The 23,888-nt window shown below is 57.0% G+C and carries 19 protein-coding genes and 2 pseudogenes; 7 read left to right on the top strand and 14 right to left on the bottom strand.

All coding sequences use genetic code 11. From position 1 onward, the window contains the following. Positions 1-42 precede the first annotated feature (42 nt). Positions 43-206, top strand: a pseudogene (locus IVB13_RS00605) (IS5/IS1182 family transposase); the annotation flags it as partial. Between the two features lie 429 nt (positions 207-635). On the opposite strand, the gene IVB13_RS00600 reads toward IVB13_RS00605, so the two are convergent. The 4 genes from IVB13_RS00600 to IVB13_RS00585 all read right to left on the bottom strand — a co-directional run bounded on the left by IVB13_RS00600 (position 636) and on the right by IVB13_RS00585 (position 5,018). Continuing rightward, positions 636-902 carry an IS66 family transposase gene (locus tag IVB13_RS00600; RefSeq protein WP_247487332.1) on the bottom strand — a complete coding sequence of 89 codons (267 nt, stop codon included), beginning with the start codon at positions 900-902 and terminating at the stop codon, positions 636-638. Between the two features lie 139 nt (positions 903-1,041). Next, entirely contained in the window at positions 1,042-1,347 is a 306-nt protein-coding gene (locus tag IVB13_RS00595; protein WP_247441769.1) for a hypothetical protein, read from the bottom strand. A gap of 748 nt (positions 1,348-2,095) precedes the next feature. Continuing rightward, positions 2,096-3,496 (bottom strand): aminotransferase, encoded by a 1,401-nt coding sequence (locus IVB13_RS00590; protein ID WP_247487300.1) that lies wholly within the window; start codon positions 3,494-3,496, stop codon positions 2,096-2,098. Between the two features lie 10 nt (positions 3,497-3,506). Beyond that, positions 3,507-5,018 (bottom strand): NAD-dependent succinate-semialdehyde dehydrogenase, encoded by a 1,512-nt coding sequence (locus tag IVB13_RS00585; protein ID WP_247487298.1) that lies wholly within the window; start codon positions 5,016-5,018, stop codon positions 3,507-3,509. A 159-nt stretch (positions 5,019-5,177) separates the two neighbouring features. On the opposite strand from IVB13_RS00585, the gene IVB13_RS00580 reads away from it, so the two are divergent. Together IVB13_RS00580 and IVB13_RS00575 are read left to right on the top strand one after the other, a co-directional pair. Next, the gene (locus IVB13_RS00580) at positions 5,178-5,654 is read left to right on the top strand and encodes an Lrp/AsnC family transcriptional regulator (RefSeq protein WP_247487296.1); all 477 of its coding nucleotides are present in this window, start codon (positions 5,178-5,180) and stop codon (positions 5,652-5,654) included. A gap of 102 nt (positions 5,655-5,756) precedes the next feature. After that, positions 5,757-6,008: pseudogene (locus IVB13_RS00575) on the top strand (MFS transporter); the annotation flags it as partial. A 313-nt stretch (positions 6,009-6,321) separates the two neighbouring features. On the opposite strand, the gene ald reads toward IVB13_RS00575, so the two are convergent. From ald to IVB13_RS00535, 7 genes are all read right to left on the bottom strand, one after another. Beyond that, positions 6,322-7,434 (bottom strand): alanine dehydrogenase, encoded by a 1,113-nt coding sequence (gene ald / locus IVB13_RS00570; protein ID WP_247487293.1) that lies wholly within the window; start codon positions 7,432-7,434, stop codon positions 6,322-6,324. A 940-nt stretch (positions 7,435-8,374) separates the two neighbouring features. Then, positions 8,375-9,535: a Xaa-Pro peptidase family protein gene (locus IVB13_RS40085; RefSeq protein ID WP_256467674.1), complete on the bottom strand. Its 1,161-nt coding sequence runs from the start codon at positions 9,533-9,535 to the stop codon at positions 8,375-8,377. Positions 9,536-10,124: 589 nt separating this feature from the next. After that, a complete protein-coding gene (locus tag IVB13_RS00555; RefSeq protein ID WP_247487291.1) occupies positions 10,125-11,900 on the bottom strand; it encodes an ABC transporter permease subunit in 1,776 nt (591 codons plus the stop codon). Between the two features lie 13 nt (positions 11,901-11,913). After that, positions 11,914-13,011 carry an ABC transporter ATP-binding protein gene (locus IVB13_RS00550; protein WP_247487290.1) on the bottom strand — a complete coding sequence of 366 codons (1,098 nt, stop codon included), beginning with the start codon at positions 13,009-13,011 and terminating at the stop codon, positions 11,914-11,916. Between the two features lie 191 nt (positions 13,012-13,202). Then, the gene (locus IVB13_RS00545; RefSeq protein WP_247487288.1) at positions 13,203-14,309 is read right to left on the bottom strand and encodes an ABC transporter substrate-binding protein; all 1,107 of its coding nucleotides are present in this window, start codon (positions 14,307-14,309) and stop codon (positions 13,203-13,205) included. 327 nt (positions 14,310-14,636) lie between these two features. Continuing rightward, positions 14,637-15,824, bottom strand: a complete 1,188-nt coding sequence (locus tag IVB13_RS00540; RefSeq protein WP_247487286.1) for a glycine C-acetyltransferase — start codon at positions 15,822-15,824, stop codon at positions 14,637-14,639. Positions 15,825-15,938: 114 nt separating this feature from the next. After that, a complete protein-coding gene (locus tag IVB13_RS00535; protein ID WP_247487284.1) occupies positions 15,939-16,886 on the bottom strand; it encodes an aminotransferase class IV in 948 nt (315 codons plus the stop codon). On the opposite strand from IVB13_RS00535, the gene IVB13_RS00530 reads away from it, so the two are divergent. After that, positions 16,887-17,243, top strand: coding sequence for a hypothetical protein (locus IVB13_RS00530; RefSeq protein ID WP_247487282.1), 357 nt, complete (start codon positions 16,887-16,889; stop codon positions 17,241-17,243). A gap of 1,219 nt (positions 17,244-18,462) precedes the next feature. Here the strand turns inward: IVB13_RS00530 and IVB13_RS00525 are convergent. After that, positions 18,463-19,632: a M20 aminoacylase family protein gene (locus IVB13_RS00525; protein WP_247487280.1), complete on the bottom strand. Its 1,170-nt coding sequence runs from the start codon at positions 19,630-19,632 to the stop codon at positions 18,463-18,465. A gap of 790 nt (positions 19,633-20,422) precedes the next feature. On the opposite strand from IVB13_RS00525, the gene IVB13_RS00520 reads away from it, so the two are divergent. The 3 genes from IVB13_RS00520 to IVB13_RS00510 all read left to right on the top strand — a co-directional run bounded on the left by IVB13_RS00520 (position 20,423) and on the right by IVB13_RS00510 (position 23,357). Continuing rightward, positions 20,423-21,148: a LuxR family transcriptional regulator gene (locus tag IVB13_RS00520; protein ID WP_247487279.1), complete on the top strand. Its 726-nt coding sequence runs from the start codon at positions 20,423-20,425 to the stop codon at positions 21,146-21,148. A 549-nt stretch (positions 21,149-21,697) separates the two neighbouring features. Further along, on the top strand, positions 21,698-22,330 hold the full coding sequence (locus IVB13_RS00515) for an acyl-homoserine-lactone synthase (protein ID WP_247487329.1): 633 nt from the start codon (positions 21,698-21,700) through the stop codon (positions 22,328-22,330). Positions 22,331-22,403: 73 nt separating this feature from the next. Beyond that, positions 22,404-23,357, top strand: coding sequence for a LysR family transcriptional regulator (locus IVB13_RS00510; protein ID WP_247487276.1), 954 nt, complete (start codon positions 22,404-22,406; stop codon positions 23,355-23,357). Here the strand turns inward: IVB13_RS00510 and IVB13_RS00505 are convergent. After that, complete coding sequence (locus tag IVB13_RS00505; protein ID WP_018459932.1) at positions 23,330-23,572, bottom strand: DUF2274 domain-containing protein; 243 nt, start codon at positions 23,570-23,572, stop codon at positions 23,330-23,332. The two genes, IVB13_RS00510 and IVB13_RS00505, sit on opposite strands and share 28 nt — an antisense overlap. Positions 23,573-23,577: 5 nt before the next feature. After that, positions 23,578-23,888, bottom strand: a 311-nt coding sequence (locus tag IVB13_RS00500; RefSeq protein WP_247487274.1) for a TrbI/VirB10 family protein, incomplete at its 5' end; no start/stop codon positions are given.

Below are 23,888 nucleotides of genomic sequence, written 5' to 3'. Positions count from 1 at the left end.
TGGCGCGAGTTCCTAGTGCGCCGCATGTGCATGGAGGCTCTGGTCGGCAACACAATCGCACGCACCCCCTCCGCCAAAAGATACCGCGGCCATAATGCGCCGCCCGATCACAAGTTCAGGATCTTCATCTCAGGCCAGAAGCCAAGAAGCGAGGGGCAGCGCCCAAGATCGAGCGCGAACTGTGCCGCAGGGCCGCCGTCGAACCGGCATCGGCCATTAAGGCCAAGCACCCCATGGGCGCACTTATCTCTGGCTCCGCAGGGCGACACCGCCAACACTGATGCATAAACCTGAAGGCCGATTGACAGCGCCGTGTTAAGCTTGTCGTCTGGGCCGGCAGTGGTCTTTGTGCTGTATTGGAGCCGGCTTGAGGGCGGCGGCTTCAAGTGCCCACCTGTTGTTGAGGGTGTGATGGGGAAGCGTCCGCCGCACTGCTCGACGCCGCTTCAATCGAGCCCGCTGTTGGTGCGGGCACCAAGTCAATCACGATGCCCAATGGAAATTGCAGCCGGCTTGCGCTGCGTTCCGGATGGTCGCGCCGACGAGCCGCCGGCTAGTAAACGCTTAGCCGCGACCCTAACGAGGTTAGCTTGACGTGTTGCGGAATCGCCACGGCATGAGGCCTTTCGATGCGGCTATCGGGATGTCCGGCGATGAACCGCGTACGAAGTAGCCGTTCTTCGTGTGCCACTCCCCGGAACGAGCACCGGTGCCGTGGTTTCGTCCATGAACAGACGATCTGCCCTCTCCAAATGGCGACGCATGTGGTCCTTTACGGGTTGAAGATGGAAGCAGGCGCGGCCGGACCAGTTAGCCCAGTGTCCCCGATCAAGTCGGATCCCCTGGCGCGCATAGATCTCGGCCTGACGGTGAAACGGCGTATGGTCGCCGATCTTGGACACGATCACGTGCGCAGTCGCCGCTTCGGTCGGCAGTCCAGCAGGCACCCGCGTGCTCCGGTGCGTGCGCCTGCTACAGCCCGAGCAGCGGCGACAGATGTATTGCGGGCGGCGCGTGACCAACACCTGCCATTGCGCCGGATCACGTCGAGCGTTTGCTGACGTCCTCGCCAATCTTCGTCATGGCGCCGAAACCGCACGGACGGAGCGTACTCGCGGTTCGATGATCCGTTCCACCCGTGAGAAATGGGCAGGCAAGCAGCCGCGATTGCGATGCGAACCTAGATCTGGCGCGCTCCGCGATCCGGCCCTGGATCACAGCCGCGGCTCTCTCCTGCGCCGCGTGCAGGATGCATTGCGCGATCTCCACGTCTTCCAGCGGTAAGTGATACTGATAAAAGCGCGCCTTCAGGCGTTCGTTTTCCTCGCGCCGCGCCGCAATGCTCATGCGCTATTTCGAGCGCATCACCACTGCGCGCCCGAGTCAATCTGCCGCAGTTATCCAGCTGCCTGGGGACGCCGGGCTTCTTCCGGGCGGAAACCTCCAATCCAGCCCTTCGACTCAGGGCTGCGAACATCGCTGGCGATATGCGCATCACGCCGTCTGCGATCGTTGGCCAAACGAACTTGCAGCCTTCGAGGCGCTTATGGACTAACACCAGGCCCGTTCGATCCCCAGACCAAAATCTTGATTTGGTCCGCTCATTTCGATCGGAACACGAAGGCTGCGCCGCTGAACGGGACAGCTGCTCGCCATCTATGGCTGCGCCCGTCCGCAGCACGACATCGGCGATCGCGATCTCAAGCTTGATGGCCGGAACGTGACCCGCCTCCAACGCGCTTTCCACGACCAGCGACGCGAATGTCGACGGCGACGCCTCGCACGGCGCCAACATGCCTCGCTGTCGGAAGCGTCGTCGCCAATCGTAAATCTGCCAGCGCGTCGCTCCGTGCTTGCCGGCCACTCGGACGCCTCGGCACCGGTAGCAGACTCTCCATGACGATCGAGCTCTCTCAGTCTCCGAACGCACGCGGCGTCCCGAGGGTCCTTCACTGCCGATTGCCAATCAGAATGAGAGTGCTTCCAAGCAAGAATGTCGTGCCAATATGCATGGTCTTCATGCGCATTCTCAGAAGACTTGTGCACACGCCCCTCGGCTGACCCGAGAATCCACCGAGCCTATTGCAAGCAGAAGTCAAGCGACCGTTGTCTCCTTGGCCAGCTCATCCATCACATCCTTTGTTGCTCGATAAGCCAAGTCCACAATCTGGTCGATTTCGGCCTCTGAAACAATGAGCGGGGGTGCAAAGCCAAGAATGTCTCCATGCGGCATCGCTCGGGCGATAAGCCCCCGATCGCGGGCAGCCTTCGAGATTCGTGCGCCAACTTTTAATTCCGCATCAAACCGGCGTTTCGTTTGGCGATCTGCTACAAACTCGATCGCGCCGAGCAGGCCAACGCCCCGAACCTCCCCCACGATTTCTAGCTGCGCAAATCGTTCTTTCAATCGCTTCTGAAAGTGCGCGCCGACGGTTTTAGCTCGGTCGGCTAACTGCTCATGTTCTACGATGTCGAGCACTGCATTCGCAGCTGCAGCCGCAATCGGGTGGCCCGAATAAGTGTACCCATGCGAGAATGCCCCGACGCGATCGGCGGCTTCCTCCATGACCTTGTAAACTCTCTCACCTACAATGGCTGCCGAGAGCGGCATGTAGCCGGATGTCAGCCCTTTGGCGACTGTCACCAGATCCGGCTCAATCGCGTAAAGAGTGCTACCGAAGTCCGCGCCGGTGCGACCAAAGCCACAGATAACCTCGTCTGCAATCAGAAGAATGTCGTAACGCCTGAGCACGGCTTGGATTTCCCCCCAGTACCCCTCAGGTGGCGGCGTGATGCCGCCGGTACCTAGCACCGGCTCAGCGATGAAGGCGCCGATTGTTTCTGGCCCCTCGGTCACGATTAATTCTTCGAGTTCGGCGGCGCGCCGACGAGAGAAGCCCAGTTCCGTCTCGCCCGGCTCAGCGCCCCAATAGTGATGCGGTGCACCCGTGTGCAGAATGCCCGGGAACGGCAGGTCCATGTGATCGTGGTAGAACGACATACCGGTCATCGATCCCGAAACCACAGAGCAGCCATGGTAACCGCGCTCACGCGAAATGATTTTTTTCTTCTTGGGCTGAGCACGCAGATTGTTATAGTACCAGACGAGCTTGGCCTGGGTCTCATTTGCATCGGACCCGGATAGCCCGTAGAACACCTTACTTGCTCTGCCGGGTGCCATCCGCACGAGTCGATCCGACAGCGTCGCCAGCTGTTCGGTCGTGTGCGCCGCATATGTATGGTAATAGGCCAAACTGTGAGCCTGACGGGCGATGGCTTCGGCAACCTCCGTACGGCCATAGCCGATGTTGACGCAATAAAGGCCAGCAAAGGCGTCGATGTAATTGCGCCCCTCTGCGTCATTAATGCAGATCCCGTTTCCGCCGGTAACGATCGTCGGATCGCCCATTTTTCCCGTGGCGAAGTCTTTGAGCTGAGTGAAGGGATGCAAAACGCTCGAGCGATCCCGTTCAGCAATGGTTTTGATGTCCATCATTTCTTATCTCCTAGACTGCTAGATCGCCGAAGCAGACGTATTTAAGTTCCATGTATTCCGCCAACCCGTGTCGCGATCCTTCGCGACCAAGTCCAGATTGTTTCCAGCCTCCGAACGGGATGGGCGGTCCCGTGAATGAAGCTGTATTGACACCGAGCATGCCGCACTCGATTTGCTCAGAAAGTCTAAGAGCTCGGCGTAGGCTGTCCGTGTAGACATAGCCAGCGAGCCCCATTTCGTTGGCGTTGGCTCGGGCTATGACCTCTTCTTCGGAATCGAAGGGAAGTACGGCTGCGACAGGCCCAAATGTCTCTTCGCGAGCAATGAGCATCTCTTCCGTGGCGTCGCTGAGCAGCGTTGGCGCGACGAAGTGTGGACCGAGGGCGGCCTCTTGTTTTGGGGAGAAAACGCGCGCACCTCGCTGTGTCGCATCGTCGATCTGCGCCCGGCATTTCTGGGCTACAGACAATGTTGTCATGGGACCAATATCAGTCGAGGGCTCCAGCCCATGTCCAACTTTCAGTCCGGCGATCGCTGCGGCAAATTCGTCAACGAAGGCGTTATAGATGCTTCGTTGCACATAGATGCGATTGGCGGCCAAGCAATCTTGGCCGGAGGTGGCAAACTTAGCTGCGATCGCGCCCTTCACGGCTTTACCAACGTCAACGTCGTCAAAAACCAGAAAAGGGGCATGGCCACCCAATTCCAACGAGACCTTCTTGACGCCCTCGGCCGCTCCTTTAAGGAGCAAGCGGCCGACCTCCGTTGAACCGGTGAACGAAAGTGCGCGTATTCTCGTATCGCTCAACAGTGGCCCTGAAAGCTCGATCGGATTACCAACGAGTACTTGGAGCACGCCCGGTGGGAAGCCTGCCTGTTCGGCCAGCCTGGCAAGGGCAAGTGCAGACAGCGGAGTCTCAGGCGCAGGCTTGACGATGATTGGGCACCCGGCAGCAAGAGCGGCGCCCGCCTTCCTTGTGATCATCGCGACAGGAAAATTCCAGGGCGTAATCGCGGCTGCGAGGCCTATCGGCTGCATACGCACTTGGAGGAGGCTACCAGCCTTATGGCTGGGAATCGTCTCTCCGTACGAACGCTCGCCCTCTGCCGCGAACCAGTCAAGAAAGGCGGCCGCATAAGCAATTTCCTGCCGTGCCTCGGCTAGTGGTTTACCTTGTTCGCTCGTCACCAGGATCGCGAGGTCTTCGGCATGATCGAGCATCAATGAGGCCCATGCCCTCAGTGCCGCCCCTCTTCTTGCTGGAAGTAATTCTCGCCAAGCCGGGAAAGACCGCTCAGCCGAGGCGATTGCTAACTCCATCTCTGTGGCGCTACATCGAGCAACATCCGCGATCCGCTCTCCGGTCGCGGGATCGATCACGTGTTCTCGCTCTCCCTCTGAGAACCATCGACCGTTGACCAGCGCCGCTCCCGCCAGGAAGTCGCGCCGCCGTAGAGTTTGCAGATAACGAGTAGCTATGCCAGCGGGACGGACGCTAGGAGCAGTCGCCTGAAAGGTCATCTGTGGGTCACGCACGCTCAATTGTTGAAATGATCCAGGAATTCAGGATAGTGGTATTGGACAAAGATTTGCGCCGCATTTCCCTGCGACCTGGAGGATTTCCTGCGGTGTGCACGGGGTTAGCGACGGAATGCACCTGAGGGTTGGCTGGAGCGCAGCATGCAATACGACCGGATCGATGCCCGTATCCTGGAGATTGTGCAGAAGAACAATCGTCTGACCTCCGACGTCATCGGGGAAATGGCCGGCCTTTCTGCGACGGCCTGTCAACGCCGGTTGAAGAGACTGCGCGCGGATGGGATCATCGAAGCGGACGTCTCGATCGTTTCGGCCAAAGTGGTTGGAAGGCCCATTCAGATGCTTGTCTTGGTGACCCTCGAGCGAGAGCGCTCGGACATCATCGACAGGTTTAAGAAGGCGATCAAATCGTCAGCAGAGGTCGTCAACGGCTTCCTTGTCACGGGTGACGCGGATTTCGTTCTCTATCTTACGGCGCGAACCATGGAAGACTACGAGCAGTTCACGCGTCGTTTCTTCTATGAGAACCCGGACATCAAGGGCTTCAAGACGATGGTTATAATTGATCGCGTAAAAGCTGGCTTTGCGATTCCGATCGAACCACCGTCCGAGGATTAGCGCAGTTCCTTATTCTAGTTTGCGCAGCTTTTCATCGCGCGCGCGCCCCCAACGCCTGAAATCACCGTTAGGCTGTTCTATTATAAGCCGTCAATGCATTTGATCGCCGACGCAGAACTTTGGACTGAACGCTATCACTGCCCAACATGGCTAGATTTCCTGCGACAGCGCAACCGCTCAACGTAGTCAGAGGGCGACTTGGATCGACAGGCGGCTGTCTTTCCACAAAGGTCCAGTGCCGATCCGCGTCCGCCGTATGCTGGAGCGCTCCTTTGGTCCGTTCGCCGCATAGAAGATCAACTTGACCGTGCTCCGAAAGAAGCGGCCGCGATCAAGGGCGGAGTCGTAGGTTGAGCACGTAGCGAAACGATAATCGGACTAGCGGACGCGAGAAAAGACGATGCTCGCCATCGCGCAAGAACTTCGGCGGTTTTGATCAAATTCAACACAGGCCCAGGTAAGTCGCAGGAATATGTTACCACAACCATGGTGTTCGTTGAGCAGTGCATTCTCTCGAACCGATGCACGCGGGCAATATCTGATGGTGCACTGGATGGTGAACCATGGCATGTGTTTGGTCGGTCGCCCCCCGGGATAAAAAAGGGCCACTCCCGAAGGAGTGGCCGCCAAGCCAGCGAGGAAAGGCCTCCCATGGAGGCGCCTGGGATCAGGCAGCAGCTTGTTCGATGGGGGAGAATGGCAGGCCTAGACTCTCGGCCACGGCCTTGTAGGTGAGACGGCCGCGATAGACATTGAGACCGGCGCGCAGATGCGGATTTTCAAGAATGGCTGCAAAGCCTTTATTGGCGAGAGACAAACCAAATGGGAGCGTTGCGTTGTTCAGAGCGTGGCTGGATGTAAGCGGGACAGCCCCTGGCATATTGGCAACGCAGTAGTGAATGACACCGTCGACGTCGTATGTTGGATCAGCATGCGTCGTGGGATGCGAGCTTTCGAAACAGCCGCCCTGGTCGATGGCGACGTCAACGATCACAGAGCCGTTGCCCATTGAGCTCAGCATTTTGCGGCTCACTAACTTCGGCGCACTCGCCCCCGGCACAAGCACCGCGCCGATGACAACGTCTGCCGAGAAAACCTCTTTTTCAACGCTGTCGATCGTCGAGAATCTGGTGCGGACACGGCCTTGGAACAGTTCGTCCAGCTCGCGCAGGCGGGGTATAGATCGATCAATGACGGTGACCTCGGCACCAAGTCCGACAGCCATGCGCGCGGCATGCGTACCGACAACGCCGGCTCCGATGACGACGATCCGGGCGGGCTGAACCCCCGGAACGCCACCGATCAACAATCCCCGGCCGCCTGTATAACGCTTAAGCGCCGTACCGGCTGCCTCGATTGCAAGTCTTCCCGCAACTTCGCTCATCGGCGCAAGCAGCGGCAGGCCCCCGTTTGCATCCGTCACGGTTTCATATGCGACGGCCGTGCAGCCAGAATTCAGCAGTCCCTTGGCCTGGTCTGGATCCGGGGCGAGATGTAGATATGTAAACAGAATCTGGTTCTCTCGCAGCTGCACCCATTCCGAAGGCTGCGGCTCTTTGACCTTTACGATCATCTCGCACGATGCAAATACCTCGCGAGCAGAGTCCACAATCGTGGCGCCGGCATTGCGGTAGTCATTATCGGTCGACCCAATGCCGGCCCCGGCATTGGTCTCGACCATAACGTTGTGACCAGCGGTCACGTATTCGCGGACGGCTCCAGGCGTCAGACCCACTCGGTATTCGTGTGTCTTGATCTCTTTGGGAACACCCACCTTCATGTGCGACCTCCTGGCTCGATATGTCCTTGTAATCAGAAGCGGACCTGATGGTGCTTCATAGAAGATAAAACGGCGGAGAAATACAGCGTTTGTCGCTTGTTTACGCAGGATTTCGAACGGCCAGAGGTGCAAGAACGAATGCGCCGATCGGTTGTCATCACCATAAGCAGATGAAGGCCTAGATCGATTTGAAAGGAAGGCCGCTGGTCGTAAGATGAAGCGCGCGGCCGAGGTGATCATTCGGTAGAACAATCCTCCAAGTGATTGATCAAGAGTATGGTTTTCTGATTGCGGTGCACATGGGACTGCAGCGATTTGGAGGTTGAGACTGTCAAACCTGCAGCTCCATTTCTGGAGTTCCTTTAGTCGCAGACCACGGTTCTGTGGCGGACCGGAGGGCCGTTGCGACCGAAGCAGCACAAGAAGATCTGTCTCTCGCGCGGCCTGGACCAAATCGTCAAGAAGAAACAGGAGCTGATGCTGCTGGCGAGCAAGGTCGGTTGGGAATGGATCGACGGCAAGAGCGTCAGGCGCGTGTCCATCAGGGCGTGGTCGAATCCGGGTTGGCCTTGCGCCAGTACCCAAGCCTGCCCAGGCCCAGGATAGCTCCACCTTCCGTTGAGGGGCTTGATGACTGAACCCGACCACATGCGTGCCGGTCGATCAGAGAGGCCGGGAGCGATTGCATCAGTCCGACGAAAAGCCCGCGCGGACAGACAGGATACGAGAACTGCGCGCTTCTTTACAAATGGGCCCCGAAGGAGTGACGTTCTAAGTTTGAGACGGAATGTCTGCTAAGGTCATACAGCTCTAATGCAAACGAACTCGCTTGCATGAGCGTCTGCGCTTTGTTGGAAGCCTCCTTGTTTGTTCTCAAACCGTGTTTTCCTTGCCTAGTTGTCTTGGAAACGTCCCATCTTCACCGAGGAGGTGCTCAGAATCATATGCGATGGAGCGTACGCGGTGTGCTGCTGAGGCTTTTCGCCCCGCATTCAGTTACCAACAGATGATCGCTGCATCCAATTATGTGTCCTTTCCTTCCAAATAACATGATGGGCATGTGCACAGTCATCCACGGCTTAAGGATGTCTTTGACACCTGGCACGATGTCCATATCTCCGCGTTCCGACCAGTGAATCCCGGTTTGGTATCCTGCCTTGTTGCGAAAAGCCAGTGGGTGCCCGGAGCGCTCGATCATCTTCCGCACAGTTTGATCCACCTCCTCGGCAGCTACGCCTGGCTTGATCATGTTGATTGCTGTATCCAACACCTCATTAGATAATGCGAGCAGAGATTCGACCTCCGAATGCCGACCAACGACAGCGGTGCGGACGAGCCCCGCCGCATACCCGAATTTTACGCCGCCGATTTCGGTCACGGCCGGCTCGTTAAGACTGATGGGATGATCCGCCGGGAGACCGTGAGCCAGTCTCGTCCGCTCGCCGAAAACCAAGGACACCACCCTGAGTTCCTCGCCGCCAGCCCGCTTGACCGCGGCTTGCATGGCAGCCGACGTCTCCGCCTCAGTGACACCAATCCGCAACGTCTCCTGGAACGAGCTCACGGCCACCTCGGTCATAGCCATCGCATGGCGCATCGCGTCGAGTTCCAGCTCGCTTTTTATCGCCGCGACAGACCCGACTAGTTCTGTTGCGTCGATGACTGTCATTCCAGGAAGCTCCGCCTCCAGCTTGTAGACATCGGATGGCGTGACGTTCCAACAGCGGAGTTCAAGACCAATTCGCTTGCTGTGCAGTCCATATCGTCGAAGGACATCGCCGCATACCCTCGCGAAATCCCGCTCTTGAGTGTAGGTAACGATTTCATCAACGCAGCTATACGAGCGTACTGTTTGGGCCTCATACTCTCGAACGACGTATGTCGGAGGGCGCCCCGGCGCTAAGATCAATGGGAACGGCCCAAAGTAACTTCCGCCCCCATAGTAGCCGGTTAGATATCGAGCGTGCCCTAGAGCGGTCACCAAAAGTCCGTCCAGGTGCGCACCTGTGACTGCTTCAAGCACTTTCTGCTGGCGGCGTTCGTATTCCGCTCTCGGAAAGGGAACACCGGCAAGTGGAATCGATGAGCTTATTTGGTTCATATATTTCTCCATCGGGGTCTAGAGGCCTTTTGCGTTCGTCTTATGTCATGTCCGATGACCGAGAGCTGCCCCGGCGCCATCGCACTCGTCTCAGGACTGCGCTAGCTCCAGATGGCCAACATTAACGGCTTGCAAAGCTGATTACTTGTCAATGTGAGACTTGCGATGCTGAAATTCTGCGAATGAACAGAAAGTCCGACGCCGTCCTGATGGCGATCGACCAAGCCAAAGCACAACAAAATCAACTAGAGCGGTTATGAGAGCTCATGGTGCCTCGCAGCCAGAAGCCGTGGAGAACGCCTTGCGTTTACCCTGTGGAGGTGCGCTGGACAGTCCGCAGACGTGAGGATCGGCAGTTCATCGGGTTGTCGAGCGCAATCCAGGTCGCAAAAACGCTTTAGTGGAGCGAAGAAGGTGCTTGAAGAGTTCACTCGCGATGACGTTCGGATGCTGAGACGTAGGGTAGGAAGCCAGCTATGGTGATCTTTATTGCTGCATGGCGATATTGGCAAAGGGGGCGTCGCGGCGCGGTGCAAGTTCTTGCGAAACAGAGTTGTAGCACAGCTGCAATTCACGTGTTTCAGCTTGCTTACGTCGGTACGCTTCCGAACGTACGCTGACCTTCCGGTCTCGATCTCCACCACGTCAGGTAGATAGTAAACAACCAGAGGACGGGTAGAAGAACCAGCATCGAAGCCACAGCGGCAATCGTTGGGTCTATCGCGTGGCGGATGTTTTCCCACATTTTCAGCGGCAATGTACGAATAGAGAAGCCACTGACCAGCGAGGATATAACGACCTCATCGAAGGAGTGGATGAATGCGAATATGGCGCCACCGATGATACCCGGCATGATGATTGGCAGCGTCACCCTTCTGGCGGTCTGGAACGGCCCGGCGCGCATGCTCATAGAAGCCTGCTCGAGTCGCCTGTCAAAATTCGCTAGAGTAGCCGCGACGATCACGACAACATAGCCGATCGCGCCGGCGCTATGCGCCAACACGATTCCGGTTCTCGAGCCAATCAGCCCAACATTAAGCAGGCCGAGATACGTCGCGATAGCTACGACTATGCTAGGAAAAGTGATAGGCATGAGAATGATCATGGTCAGGAAGCCCCGCAGACGTGCAGATGTGCGGCTAAGGCCAAAGGCCGCCATCGTCCCGGTGAAGGTCGACACGAGAGTGACCGCTACGCCGATCTGAATGCTAGTCCAGGCAGCTTCGGTCCACGATGGATCGCCAAAGAACGAACGATACCACTGCAGGGACAGTCCGGACGGTGGGAACTCTAGAAAAGCCCCAGAACTTAAAGACATGATCGTAACTACGACGCTCGGGGCCAGCAAATAGAAGACGACACTTGCGATGAATAATGCGCCGGCAACGTTCCAGCGGGAGTCAACGCCGCCGGGTTGGTAGAGGTGAGTAGTCCAACGCTTCGCCTGAAGAGGCCTAGCAAGCTCGATGAAATACCGTTTCAGGGCAGCAGATGAGGAGAGCCAGTTAGGGCGCGCTCGAGTTGGTCGTTCGGCGCTATTCTGCATGCCGGAAAGATCGAGACCAAACAGCGAGAGCACGATTGCGGCAACACCCAGTAGGACAAAGGAAGAGGCCGCAATGTTTGCTAAGTTAAAAGAGCTCGCGACTTGCGCTGCAATGAAGGTTGACAGCATTGCATCGCGTAATCCCCCTAGTGCAGCAGGAGTGATGTAGAAGCCTAGACAAAGAATGAAGACCAAGAGAGTTCCGCTGCGGAGTCCTGGCAGAGTGAGGGGGAAGAAGACGCGCCAAAACGCAGCGAGAGGCCCCGCACCCATGCTGCGCGCGGCCGCCACCAGCGACCTGTCAATGCCAACCATCACACCGACTAACGGAAGAATCATCATCGGTAGCATGATGTGAACCATTCCGATGTAGACGGCAGACCGACTGTAGAGAAGCGGCAGGGGATTGGAAATCAGGCCGAACTTGAGCAGCGCATTATTTATCAAGCCGCGATCGCCAAGAATTACGATCCATGCATAGGTCCGGACCAAAAGGCTGGTCAGATAAGGGATGACAACGAACACAAGAAGCGCCGCGCGCAAACGCTTCGGAGAGGCTGCAATCACGTATGCTGTGGGATAGCCGAACAGAAGGCAGAGCGAAGTCGCTACAACGCTCATTTCGATGGTCTGGAAAAGCACTCGTACATTTGCCGGCTGTCCAAGGAATGCCTGATAATTGGCGATCGAAAAGGCCGGCGCATTAAGGCTGGTCAAGAACAGTAGAGCAATCGGTATTCCGAATACGACGAACAGGATTGCCAGTGCTGGTAAAGCGAGGCAGACTGCCGTCCAGCGGAAATGTGGAAACGTCTTCATTTATCCGTCGACCTCATTGTGTAACAAATCGGACGTCCGATCGCAGCCAATCCAGCCGCACCTCGTTGCCGGGTCGAAATATGGGCTGTTGGGATGCAGCGTGCTCACGCACAACAAGGACGTTATTGCCTACCCGCACATGATATTTGCGCACGGCGCCTGCGTAGATCATGTCATTCACGATCCCACTGACAGACTGGCGCTCCTCGGAGGCCGATTGCTTTGCTCCCGTGGGAGGGGCGACGCGAATGCGCTCCGGCCGGATCATGGCTATGGCACCGGCCGAGGGCTTTGTGTCGGATTCGACATTGAAACTTGGGTTATCGAGGATGTTGGCCTCGCCCAGAAATGTGGCGACGAATCGCGTCGCCGGCCGGTCGTAAAGGGCTTCGGGTGTATCGACTTGCACAATGCGTCCGGCGCGCATGACCACAACGCGATCCGATAGTGTCAGCGCCTCCTCCTGATCGTGTGTGACACAAACGGTGGTGATGCCAAATTCCTTGTGCAAGCTCTTGACTTCCCCTTGCATCTGCTCGCGCAGATTGCGATCGAGTGCGCCGAGCGGCTCATCAAGCAGCAGAATGGGAGGATCGGCGATCAGCGCACGGGCAAGCGCCACGCGTTGTTGCTGACCCCCACTTAGTTGTGAGGGCATGCGGCCGTCAAAACCAGAAAGGTGCACGCGTTCCAGAATCCGGTTGACTCGTTTGGTTCTCTCGCCAACCTTCATGCCGCGCATTTCAAGCGGAAATTCTAGATTGCGCCGCACGGAGAGATGCGGAAACAGAGCATAGCTCTGGAAGACGATACCCTGGTCGCGCCGATAGGAAGGCACCGATGCAACGGACTTTCCTGAGATCCGTATATCGCCTTCGTCGGGTGTCTCAAAGCCGGCGAGCAGCATCAGAGTAGTAGTCTTTCCTGATCCGCTCGGACCGAGAATGGTCAGAAACTCGCCGCCATTAACGGTCAGCGATAGATCCTTCACCGCAGCAACCGGTCCATACAACTTGGTGACGTTGCAAAACTCGATCTGTGCGGGACTGCATTCCAGCGCAAATTGGTGGTCCTTCGGAAGCGGCAAGATGGCGGTTTCATGCGCATTCATAGCTGACGTCCAGAACCGTTAGAGGAAACCCTGCGACCGGCGTGCTGCCGTAGCCAGCTCATAGGAGGAAGGATCACGCTTATCGGCAACCGAGTGCGAGCCCTGAGCAAGTAAGCATCCTCAGGTACTCCGCCGGAGATCAAGTGGTTTAGCCGCGGAGTGTCTATCGTGGGCAACCGAGCCAGACGTCGCTACTGGAGGATCCATTCGTTCCAGCGCTGGATGAGGCGCTCGGTGTTCGACCGGCCATCTGATCCCGTTTCAGCGTACCACTGCGTATTAATTGGGATGCTGCTCGGCATATAGTCGGGATGGCTAGCGAGTTTGCGACCTACAGTCTCCGGCAGCAGCTTGTAGGCATTGCGATTACTCGGCCCATATGAGACGCGCTGAGCGAAGGCGGCCTGATGGGCGGCTCGTGTAGCGAACTCGATAAATCGCTGTGCGTTCTGCGCGTTCGGACTCCCCTTGGGGATCGCCCAGTAGTTCCAGGCCAACTTGGCTTGGTTGCGGTTGAGTTCAACCGGTGCCCCCTTATCGATCAATAAACTCGCGCGGCCATCGAACGAGTTCCCGATGTCGGCAACTTTATCATGCATAATCTGCTGGATCTCGGACCCGCTCGCCCACCATTTTCGAACATGAGGCTTGATCCTGTCCAAGCTCGCAAAAATGCGCTCGATATCTAGGGGATAGAGCTGGTCGTGCGCGACACCATCCGCCAGGAGCGCCTCTTCCCAAGGACCGGACGAACCTTCTTGCCCAGACATAAGCACGCGAGTTGCTGGAAATTGTTTGACATCCCAGAAGTCGGCCCAAGTAGTCGGTCGTGGTTTATTCGCCGGAAACTTCTCGGTATTGTAGACCATGACATAAGAATAAATAAGCGCAGCGACACCGTAGGGCTGCTTGGCAAAATCTATGATGCCGTTCAACTCGTCCTTACTGAAGATTGAATAGTCTATGTCCTGTAAGATACCTTTCGCGCCTAGAGTAGTCGCGGTGCCCTGCGTTAGTTCCACCACGTCGACCGTGACATTCTTCGTGGTTACCATCAGCTCGAGCTGCGCGGTGTTGACGTCATCTGTGATCGGAACCACCTTGATTCCGGTCTCATCCTGAAATGGCTTAACATAAGCTTCAATGTTAGCCTTTCCATAATCGCCTCCGCCGACGGTTACTCGGACCACATCTGAAGACGTCGCCGCCGAGCGACCTGCCACAAAGACGAGCGCGCCGGTGGTTAAACCTGCGGCGCTCGTCCGCAGGAGACGCCTGCGATTGACGAATAGAGTCATCAACTCCCCCCACATATAGCGTTGATCGACGAAGCAGCAGCATTATTGTGAGCATCATAGCCTTGCTGGGAGCCGAATTTCGGCGAAAGGGAGCATTGCGCGGTCGACTTCCTTCAAAAGAAAGAACAATGCGAATTTTTAAAGCGTTGAAGGCCCGGGACGCGAGGGTGAGTTTGTGCGGGCGGCTAATGCCACGAGCGTCGGACCGCCGCTCTCCCAGTGAATGTAGTCTTAGGCAGGTTGTCGAACGCAGCCTCTTCAAACAACATGCGGCTTTCGCCGACAGCGGAGCAGCGGCCATGGTCGAGGAAGAGCTTCAATCCCAGCTCAGACCACTCCCAAGTTCCCGCCGACTTCGGTGAACGCGGCAATCGCACGGTCGATAGCCGCCGCCGAATGTGCTGCTGACATCTGCGTCCGGATGCGCGCCCGCCCATTCGGGACGACGGGGAAAGAGAAGCTGATCGCATAGACGCCGCGTTGAAGCAATTGCTCCGACATCTCATGCGCGAGCATCGAGTCACCTATCATGACGGGGATAATCGGATGATCCGCGCCCGCGAGGGCGAAGCCGGCCTTGCTCATCTTGGAACGGAATCGCTCTGAATTAGCCGACAATTGTTCACGCGAAGCGTTGCTACGCTGGATGATGTCAAGCGCCTTCATGGATGCCGCGGCGATTGCCGGCATCAAAGTATTGGAGAACAGATATGGCCGCGAACGCTGGCGTAGCCACTCGACCACCTCGCGCTTTCCCGAGGTGTATCCGCCTGACGCTCCGCCCAAAGCCTTGCCTAATGTTCCTGTCAGGATATCCACGCGGCCCTCGACACCGCAATATTCGGGCGTACCACGCCCATGACGCCCCACAATGCCGACGGCGTGGCTGTCGTCCACCATCACCATGGCGCCATACTTATCGGCCAGGTCACATACACCGCGGAGATCGGCAATGATGCCGTCCATAGAAAAGACACCGTCGGTCGCGATGAGCTTAAAGCGACTGCCTTCGGCCTTCTTCAGTTGCTCTTCCAGGGAGACCATATCATTATTTGCGTAACGGAAGCGCGTCGCTTTCGAGAGTCGGACACCGTCGATGATCGATGCATGATTGAGCTCGTCGGAAATGACTGCGTCTTCGTCTCCTAGCAGGCTCTCGAACAGCCCTGCATTAGCGTCGAAGCAGGACGAATAGAGGATCGTATCTTCTGTGCAAAGAAAGGATGAAATGCGCTGCTCGAGTAGCTTGTGCTCTTCTTGCGTGCCGCAGATAAAGCGGACGGATGCCATGCCATAGCCATACCGGTCGATCGCGTTCTTGGCGGCCTCTCGCATCTCCCTGTCGTCTGCGAGCCCAAGATAATTATTAGCACACAAATTAAGCACATTCGCGCCGTGCGCGACCTGAACCTGCGACCCTTGCCTCGATGTGATGACACGTTCGACCTTGTAGAGGCCGGTAGATTTCAGCCGGGCGAGCTCTCCGTTGAAATGAGCAATTATGGAATCATCCATCGTTAACGCCTGGGCTGATGTGACTTGGCGAGAGCTACCCTAGTTCAAGGCGTAGCGCTCGTTAAAAGGCGTGAGCGGCGCAGCCCGGCTCTCCGCCATTGTTTACGCGTTCCATCAAGGATAAACGACAGCTGTCGACCAAGCCGGATCTTCATGCTTCTGCCAGTAAAGGTCCATCAGCCGGCGTGTTACCGATCCGACTTGGCCGCAAGCGACGGGAGCGCCATCCACGTTGGTCACCGGCATAATGCCGCCGGCGGTTGATGTGATGAATACCTCGTCAGCAGCCCTGAGCTCGCGGGGACTGACATCGGCAGCGTCCACCGAAAAGCCAAGTTCCGCGCAGAGTTCTATGACGGTCCGGCGTGTGATACCCGGAAGGACTCCGAACTCCGGTGTCTTCAGTGCCCCGCGTTTCACAATGAACACATTGAAGCCAGGCCCCTCGGCAAGATTGCCGTTGGTGTCCACGATCAGCGCTGTTTCGGCTCCCTTGTCGTAGGCATCGAACAGACCCTTGACAAGGTCAAGCCAGTGGTAGTTCTTGATCGTTGGGTCGACCGACTGGGGCGGGATACGAATAGTGTCGCTGATCGCTACGTGCAAGCCGCGCTCTAGCTGTTCTTTATTCGCAACCGATCCGAACGGAATTGCAAACGCGATTAGCTGGTTCTCAGCTTGGCGGGGATCCCGACTGAATGTCGGTGATGAACCGCGCGTGCAGATCATCTCCACATAAGCCGATTTATGGCCTGACAACGCGACACAATCGCTAAGGATGCTTATTAGCTTTTCGCGGTTGTAGGGAATGGTCATCCGAAGACGCTCCATTCCGGAAAAGAAACGGTTGATGTGCAAATCCATCCGAAAAAACCTGCCGTTCCAGACGTGCACAGTATCATAGGTCGCATCGGAGTGCAGCAAGCCCCAGTCAAGCACCGAGATCTTAGCTTCCGACATCGGCAGGTATTGTCCATCCATAAAGGCGACCCCGTGTGGGTATCGCCGACGATCAGTGTGATGCTTGTCGATTCCCGGAAGCATAGATGAGGGAGTTGTCATGTGGCGGTCATTCAAGGCAGGATGGAGCAACATGGGAAAGTACTTGATGCTTCTTGCAAAAAGCTGTCTCGGACATGGTTGCCCTATGATGTTGTTAAACTTCGGCATCGCCGTGCAGGTGATGTTGTTAGCAGTGTCGCAGGGTCGCATTTCTCTAATGTAGGGCCTCGTATGGCCGAAATTCTTCACCTGGAGTGGAACTCCGACGTTTTCATCGACGAGCGCAAAAGCATCGAGAATCACATGATCGTCGCCAACGTGATATTGATCAATCGAGATGAAGGAGCATCCGGCCTCGATAGCCGGGCGCGTGAAAAGGTATTCTTACTCAACAGCATCGCCGAGAGCCGCGGTTGAACTCGGGCACATCGCTGCGTGGACCTTGCCGAGAACCGTCCTCTGCAGGACGTCGCTCGCGTAAGTTTCAGACCGTCCGTTGGAAGAGCCAGCACTCGAGCCAGAGCGGATGTCCGACGGTCCATGGTCGAACAGCGCAATGGACCCACGCCTGAGTCGGGTACATATGCGGGCTCATCGGTTGAAGCGGTGGCCAAGGTACCATACTTTGGAGTCATCAGCCGAAATGATCACCCGGCTCCATGTTGTCACGTTCTCCTGATCGGAGGGCTGATAAGGGAAATTCGGCTCAAGCCGATTTTACCTTGCCCCAAGTATTATCCAGTTCTGAGTTCGTTGACGGCGCCATTATGGTGTTTGCCGTTGGCGAATGGCGTTCAAGCGCTCACCGGAACAAGCGCCTTATTGAGCTCATCCAAATCTATGAAGAAAATCCGAGCTTGCTCAACGCTGGCCGACCGAAGTAATCCGATCAAGCCCGCGGTCTACGTCGGATGCTTACGGACGTGGCGCCCCTTGGCGCCGATGTCTGCGTCGTCGTCGAGCTCCGCGAAAGATCGACTGCTCGCAATCCGCAAGAACGTTGGGAAGGGTCAAGGGCTACTACCAGAACAGCCGTGCAGGTCGTCGTTTCTCTATCGGACGTCCGCGCTTGTTTTACACTGGCGAGCAGAAAGTAGAAGAGAAAGATCGGTTTGGCCAAAATCCGTCGTCTCAAGCCTCATATCTCTTGGTCGACTGCAGCAACCGCAATGCATACGACTACTCGTAGAATCGTGAGCTTCCTGAACAAACCGGCGGTGTCACCTGGTCGAGAGTTGGGGGCGACCGACCAGCTAAAGGATCCGCCGATCACTTGCAACGTGTTCGTCGACGATGAACAGTTGCTCCAATTGGTGTGCAGCGTTCGAGGCGATGCGCCGGCCTTCACCGCAGCTAAATTGGGAAAAGGAGATATAGCGAAAGCGTCGAGATCTCCAGATTTCCGGCCGGCCTCCACCTTGGTGGGGCGACTAATCAGCTCCGAGCTGATTGGAAATCCCTTCAGCACCCACGCCCGGGCGAACGCCCTACGGATCAGGCCCCCTCTCAGCAAGCGCTATTCGGATGAGGCAGCAAGATTGCTGACATGACCGCCAGCGTCGCAGTGTCCCGATGATGCATATGTGCTTAGGGTATAGCCAAGAAGGAAGTTCAATTCTGCGCGGGTCAATCGTCTTCAGGCACCTAGCACCGTTTCGACCAGGTTAACCCAGTAGCCAATGCCGTAAGGCAGCGCATCATCGTTGAAATCATACGCCGGGTGATGCAAGCCAGCAGTCGATCCGTTGCCAATGTAAATCATGGCACCAGGCCGAGCTTCAAGCATGTAGGCGAAATCCTCCGCCCCCATCTGCGCCTTTATCTTACCGTCGACTGCGGAAGATCCCACTAAATCGCGGGCTGCCTTGATTGCGAGGCTTGTCTCTTGGGTGTGATTGAACGTGACAGGCACGGATCGAATGTACTTAAACTCCACGTTGGCGCCAGCACTGCGCGCGATTCCCTCAGCGGCCATGCGAATCTGACGCTCGGCAAAGTCGCGTAGACCGGGCATGAGGGTCCTCACCGTTCCGGCCATCTCAACCTGATCGGGAATAATGTTGTAGGCCTGAGCGGCTTTCAGCTTCGTTACGGAGATTACAAGCGCCTCGGTGGGGTCCGTGTTCCGCGAAACCAGTGTCTGCAAGCCGAGGATGATTTGCGCCGATATGACGACCGGATCGATGGCTCGATGTGGCGAGGCCGCATGTCCTCCTTTCCCTTTCACAACGATATCGAAATCATCCTGAGACGCCAGAATCGGGCCATCGCAAATGGCAAAGTGTCCGACCTCGATTCCGGGTGAATTATGCATCCCAAAGACCCGGGAGATGTTGAATCGGTCCATAATGCCTGACTCAACCATTTTCAGGCCTCCGGATGGTAGCTCGACCTCTTCGGCCGGCTGGAAGATCAGAGCAACGCAACCTTTAAAGCTGCGGGTATTCGCAAGATATTTGGCCGCACCTAGCAGCATGGCAGTGTGGCCATCATGTCCGCATGCATGCATTTTCCCGGACACCCTGGAGGACCAGGGCTTGTTTGATGCCTCTACAATTGGCAGGGCGTCCATATCTGCCCTCAGCCCGATCGTTGGCCCGTCCCCGCCGTCGCCCGGGATCAATGCGACGATACCCGTTTCTGCTATTCCTGTTTCGATGTGATTAATGCCAAACGATGCCAGCTTCTCCGCCACGAAGCGTGCTGTATTGTCGACACGGAAGTTGAGCTCTGGATTTTGGTGGAGATATCGCCGCCATTCGATTGCCTCGCGTTGCAAATCCGTGAAGTGTTCGACCGTGCTCATAGTAGTTCCCACCTTTTCATTTTACGGAAACTCTGGCAGAGGGCACGTAGTGGCGGCGAAATGAAGCGATGTATCACCGACACCTGAGCGCTCCATCAGGTAACCGAAGCTAGTGGATCCGGCATGTCCCGTTACGTCGTCATAGGAAGCCCAGTCAGGGGCGGATCGCAGGCGCAACTAGCGAAAACCCTGTGCATTCGAACAGGATTGCTGCGGTTTCTCGGTGTGCGTAGCGGTTTGGGGGGAGGTATGGCTGAAGCCATCCCCCGTCCATTCCTGTGTTGGAGCACACGATGAGCGCGACTACCATTATCCGATCCGGAATTGCGGGAGTTACGACCGCTTTATATGCGGGGCTGAGTTAGAGGAACCAGATGGTCAAGAAATGCTGCCGCGGCCTCAGAAAGACACCTGCGGCTATTGGACTTGCCACGCGGAACGCTCGTCGCGGTCCTTCATAGCCGGCCTACGGCCGGGCCGCCCCTCCATTCATTTCAACTCGGCGCTTCGCTCCGGCCCCCTATTCACCTGCCTGTCCGAGAGAGCGTACGGCCTCTGCAAAATCGAAACCCTGAAGAACTCGTCGAACCCGCGCATAGATCCTGCAAGTTTTGCACACTTCCGCAGGACTCCACCGGATCATCCCTAAGCTGATTGCTTTGCCGTCACGATCGCCGGCTCGACGGCCCCCAGGGCGGGAGTTCGGCTCGAACCATTCGAAGATGAAGCACTTGCGAAGGGTTCCCCAACCAGAGATAGTAGCTTTCGAAGAACGCCTCCCTTAGCTCAAATGAACCGAACCATTCAGACGTTTATAGATCGAATGATTGAGAGCAGAGACCAGACTGCTCTGCAGCAAAGTATGGCCGACGTCGCCAAAGCTCTGAACCTATCTTCGTTCGCCTACCTCCGGCTCTCTAAGAAGGAAGGCCGTGATCCGAAGCTGATTTCAACATATCCGCCCGGCTGGACCACGCATTATTTGCAACGCCGCTACCAGGAGCTGGACCCTGTGGTTCGTCAAGCGATCATCCATGCTCGACCGTTTCGGTGGGGGCCCGGGTTGGGACCGCGAGTCCGCTCGGACTCGGAACGAGAGTTGTTCGAAGAGGCAGGCAGGTTCGGTATCCGGCACGGATATACGATTCCAATTCACGACAACAGAGGTGAAACGGCCATTATAACATTTGCGACTGACACGAACCGGGCCGGCTTTGAGCGCTCCGTGAGGGAAGGCGGTAATGTTCTGGAAGTGATCGCCTGGTATTTCCACGCGCATGCCCGACAAAAGCTTGCGCCCGATCGTATGATCAATGGCGTGTTGCTGTCTCAGCGCGAACACGAGTGCCTCGAGTGGTCCTCTCACGGAAAATCGATTGCCGACATCGGGGGCATCCTAAGAATTTCAAGGAGAACCGCCGCATTTCATCTGGATAATGTTCGAGCCAAGCTCGGTGTTCGCACGATTTGCCAGGCGGTGGCGCAATTTGCGCAACACAATTCACAACGAAAGTAGGCTCGTTTGACCTGGGCTTTCGCGCCGCACCAACGGCGCGATTGTGGGAGTCCTGTTATATAAGGCCCGACCGCACCAGTCTTCGGTGGTACGCCAGACCACTTAGCGCAGCCGATAGGACATAGGCGAATTAGCTCATCCTATCGCATGCTGATTCATGAGCATGCCGGCTGGAAAGACGTTGTCAAAGCCACGGCCGGAGGTGACCGAAGCCAAGGCTGATCAGGAAAATGTTGACGATAGGATCCGCTCGCCAACTGCATCATGGGCGGCCGTGAGGCTGAGACTTATTCTAAGTGCGGCCCGGCCGTACGTGAAATGTCGGCTCGCCCCGGCGACCATTTCCTCCTCGCGGCTATCGGCCACATTCCGCGTGTTAAAGAGTTGAAAGAAGATCGTTGTTGGCACGAATTGCCGGCCCTCACTGGGCGGCCAGAAGAAAAAATCAACATCATACTCGAAGCAAAATGGTCGCGCACCTGTGCACCTGCACAGGTGGAGGGTACGCAGAATTGTGCTTTACTTTGCGAAGCAAGCACGGAGGTGGCAATGATGCTCCTGATTAAGCCAGAATATTACGGCGAGTTTGTTGAGGAGCTGGCCGAGATGCACCGTCTGCGCTATCGAGTGTTCAAGCAGCGTCTTGAATGGGAGGTCCAAGTGAAGGGGGATATGGAGGTCGACGCGTTCGATGTCGTTCGGCCTGTTCACTTGCTGCTCCGGTCGAGCGAAGGCCGGCTTCAGGGTTGTGTCCGTCTTCTCCCCTCGACCGGCCCTACGATGCTGAGAGACACTTTCCCGGTTCTTCTGGACGGGCAACCGGTGCCGCGGAGCGAGAAGATCTGGGAGAGCAGCCGTTTTGCGCTCGACATTCCCCCCGACGCGCCGAAGGCAGGTGGCGGACTTGCTGCTGCGACTTACCAGCTTTTTGCAGCGATGATCGAATTCGGCCTCTCCCTTGATCTCTGTAATATCGTCACCGTCACCGATGCCCGCATGGAGCGCATTCTTCGGCGCGCTGGCTGGCCTCTTTGCCGGATTGGGAGATCTCGGGCACTCGGCAACACGTCGGCTGTTGCCGGTTACCTGGAAGTATCGACGGGTGCGTTGGAACGTATCCGTCAGGCGGGGCAGATCTCAGGTCCAGTGCTCTGGGCGCCTGTCGTCCGAGCCGCCGCGTAGGCATTCGAGCAAGTCCGAAGCTTTTAACATGGCTGCGCACTAAACCGGCAGCCACTCTCGCTCGTTCCTCAAGATGCGCAATTCCCGCGGACGAAATCTTTCGCTTCAAGCCCACAAAGCCGTGGAACTGAAGCACTTAAGATCGGCGGTGGCTGCCGCGGATTGCGGTAGCTTTCGTGGAGCCGCCGAGTTGCTGGGATCGCAACAATCGAGCCTTAGCCGAATAATCAGCGAGTTTGAGCACCACTTGGGCGTTCCAATTTTCGAGCGCTTCAGCGGAGGTGTGCGCCCAACGCGGCCCGGCCGCGACGTTCTTCGGTTATCCAGAACCATCCTGGAGGAGTTCGGCGCACTCATCGCAACCGCGCGATCCGTCCACAACAGCGAAACCGGCCGTCTGAGCGTCGGTTTCTGCACATCACTTTCGGCCGGCAATCTGCAAGCGTCCCTACTTGAGTTCAAGCAGCGCTTCCCGCAGAGCGCTCTTGCAACGGTTGAACGATCACGGACACGTTTAGCAGCGGCACTTCGCAACGGATCGCTTGATCTCCTGATCGTCACGGGGAGCTTGCCGCTGTTGGACAATAAAGCCATGTCTCTGTGGAGCGAGCGTGTTCTCGTTGCCTTGCCTCATGACCATCCTCTCAGTTCGCGCGAAACTGTCTACTGGACCGACCTGCGTGGTGAGACGGTGCTGCTCAGCCACTACGACCCCGGAAAGGAGCTCGAAGATCTCCTGGTTTCCAAGCTCGTTTCCCCTGAGGCCCGCCCAAATATCGAGCGCCATGACGTCAGTCGCGGCATCATCAAAAGCCTGATCAGCATGAACACGGGAATAAGCCTCGTGCTCGAGTCCGATATAGGCGCAAATTTTGCGGGCCTTGTTTACCGGGAGCTGCGCGATGGGGCGGGTGCGAGCCGGTTGGAGTTTTCTGCCTATTGGCGCGCCGACAATGAAAACCCCGCGCTACACGAATTCCTGAAGTTGCTCTCCCAGCGCTACCCCTCGCCTTCTGCTGGTCGCTGACCCGCGCGGCGCGCCTTCCGGAAGCTCCGGTCAGCTGCCATGAACCGGGCCAGCATGGGCGCGATAAGTTTGGCTGGATCTCCGATCGGCTGCTGGGTCTCATGTGCAAGGATCTCGGCATATGCCACGAGATCCCTGTGCACGCTCGCGGGCAGTTCATGCGTAATTTTGATCGGCTTGTCGTCTTCGATTGCGCCGAGCTTAAGCTTGGCCATCGTCCTCACCCCCTATACGGTTCGAGCACCAGGTCACGGTTGACGATCACCCGCACCGGAAATCCCGGACGAATCGTCAAAGTTGGCTGAATATTGAGATTGCGGCGGACTAACTGCTGGCCCGTTTGATTGATCGAATCCCCAGCTCCACGGCGGAGCGCGGCAATGAGATCGCTGTTGGTATTGCCGCTATCGGCCCCGGAATTCACCTCCGTGCCGACGGAAAGCAGCGTCGAAAGAGCGGCGGCCCCCAACAATTCCTTCCAATGATTGTCGACTTCGTCCTCAAGACCAGAGTAGCCTGCCGCATCTGCGC

The organism is Bradyrhizobium sp. 17, assembly GCF_023073515.1.
Lineage (GTDB): Bacteria > Pseudomonadota > Alphaproteobacteria > Rhizobiales > Xanthobacteraceae > Bradyrhizobium > Bradyrhizobium canariense_D.
Note: the sequence above shows the minus strand (reverse complement) of the source record. Positions and strands in the feature narration are given on the sequence as shown.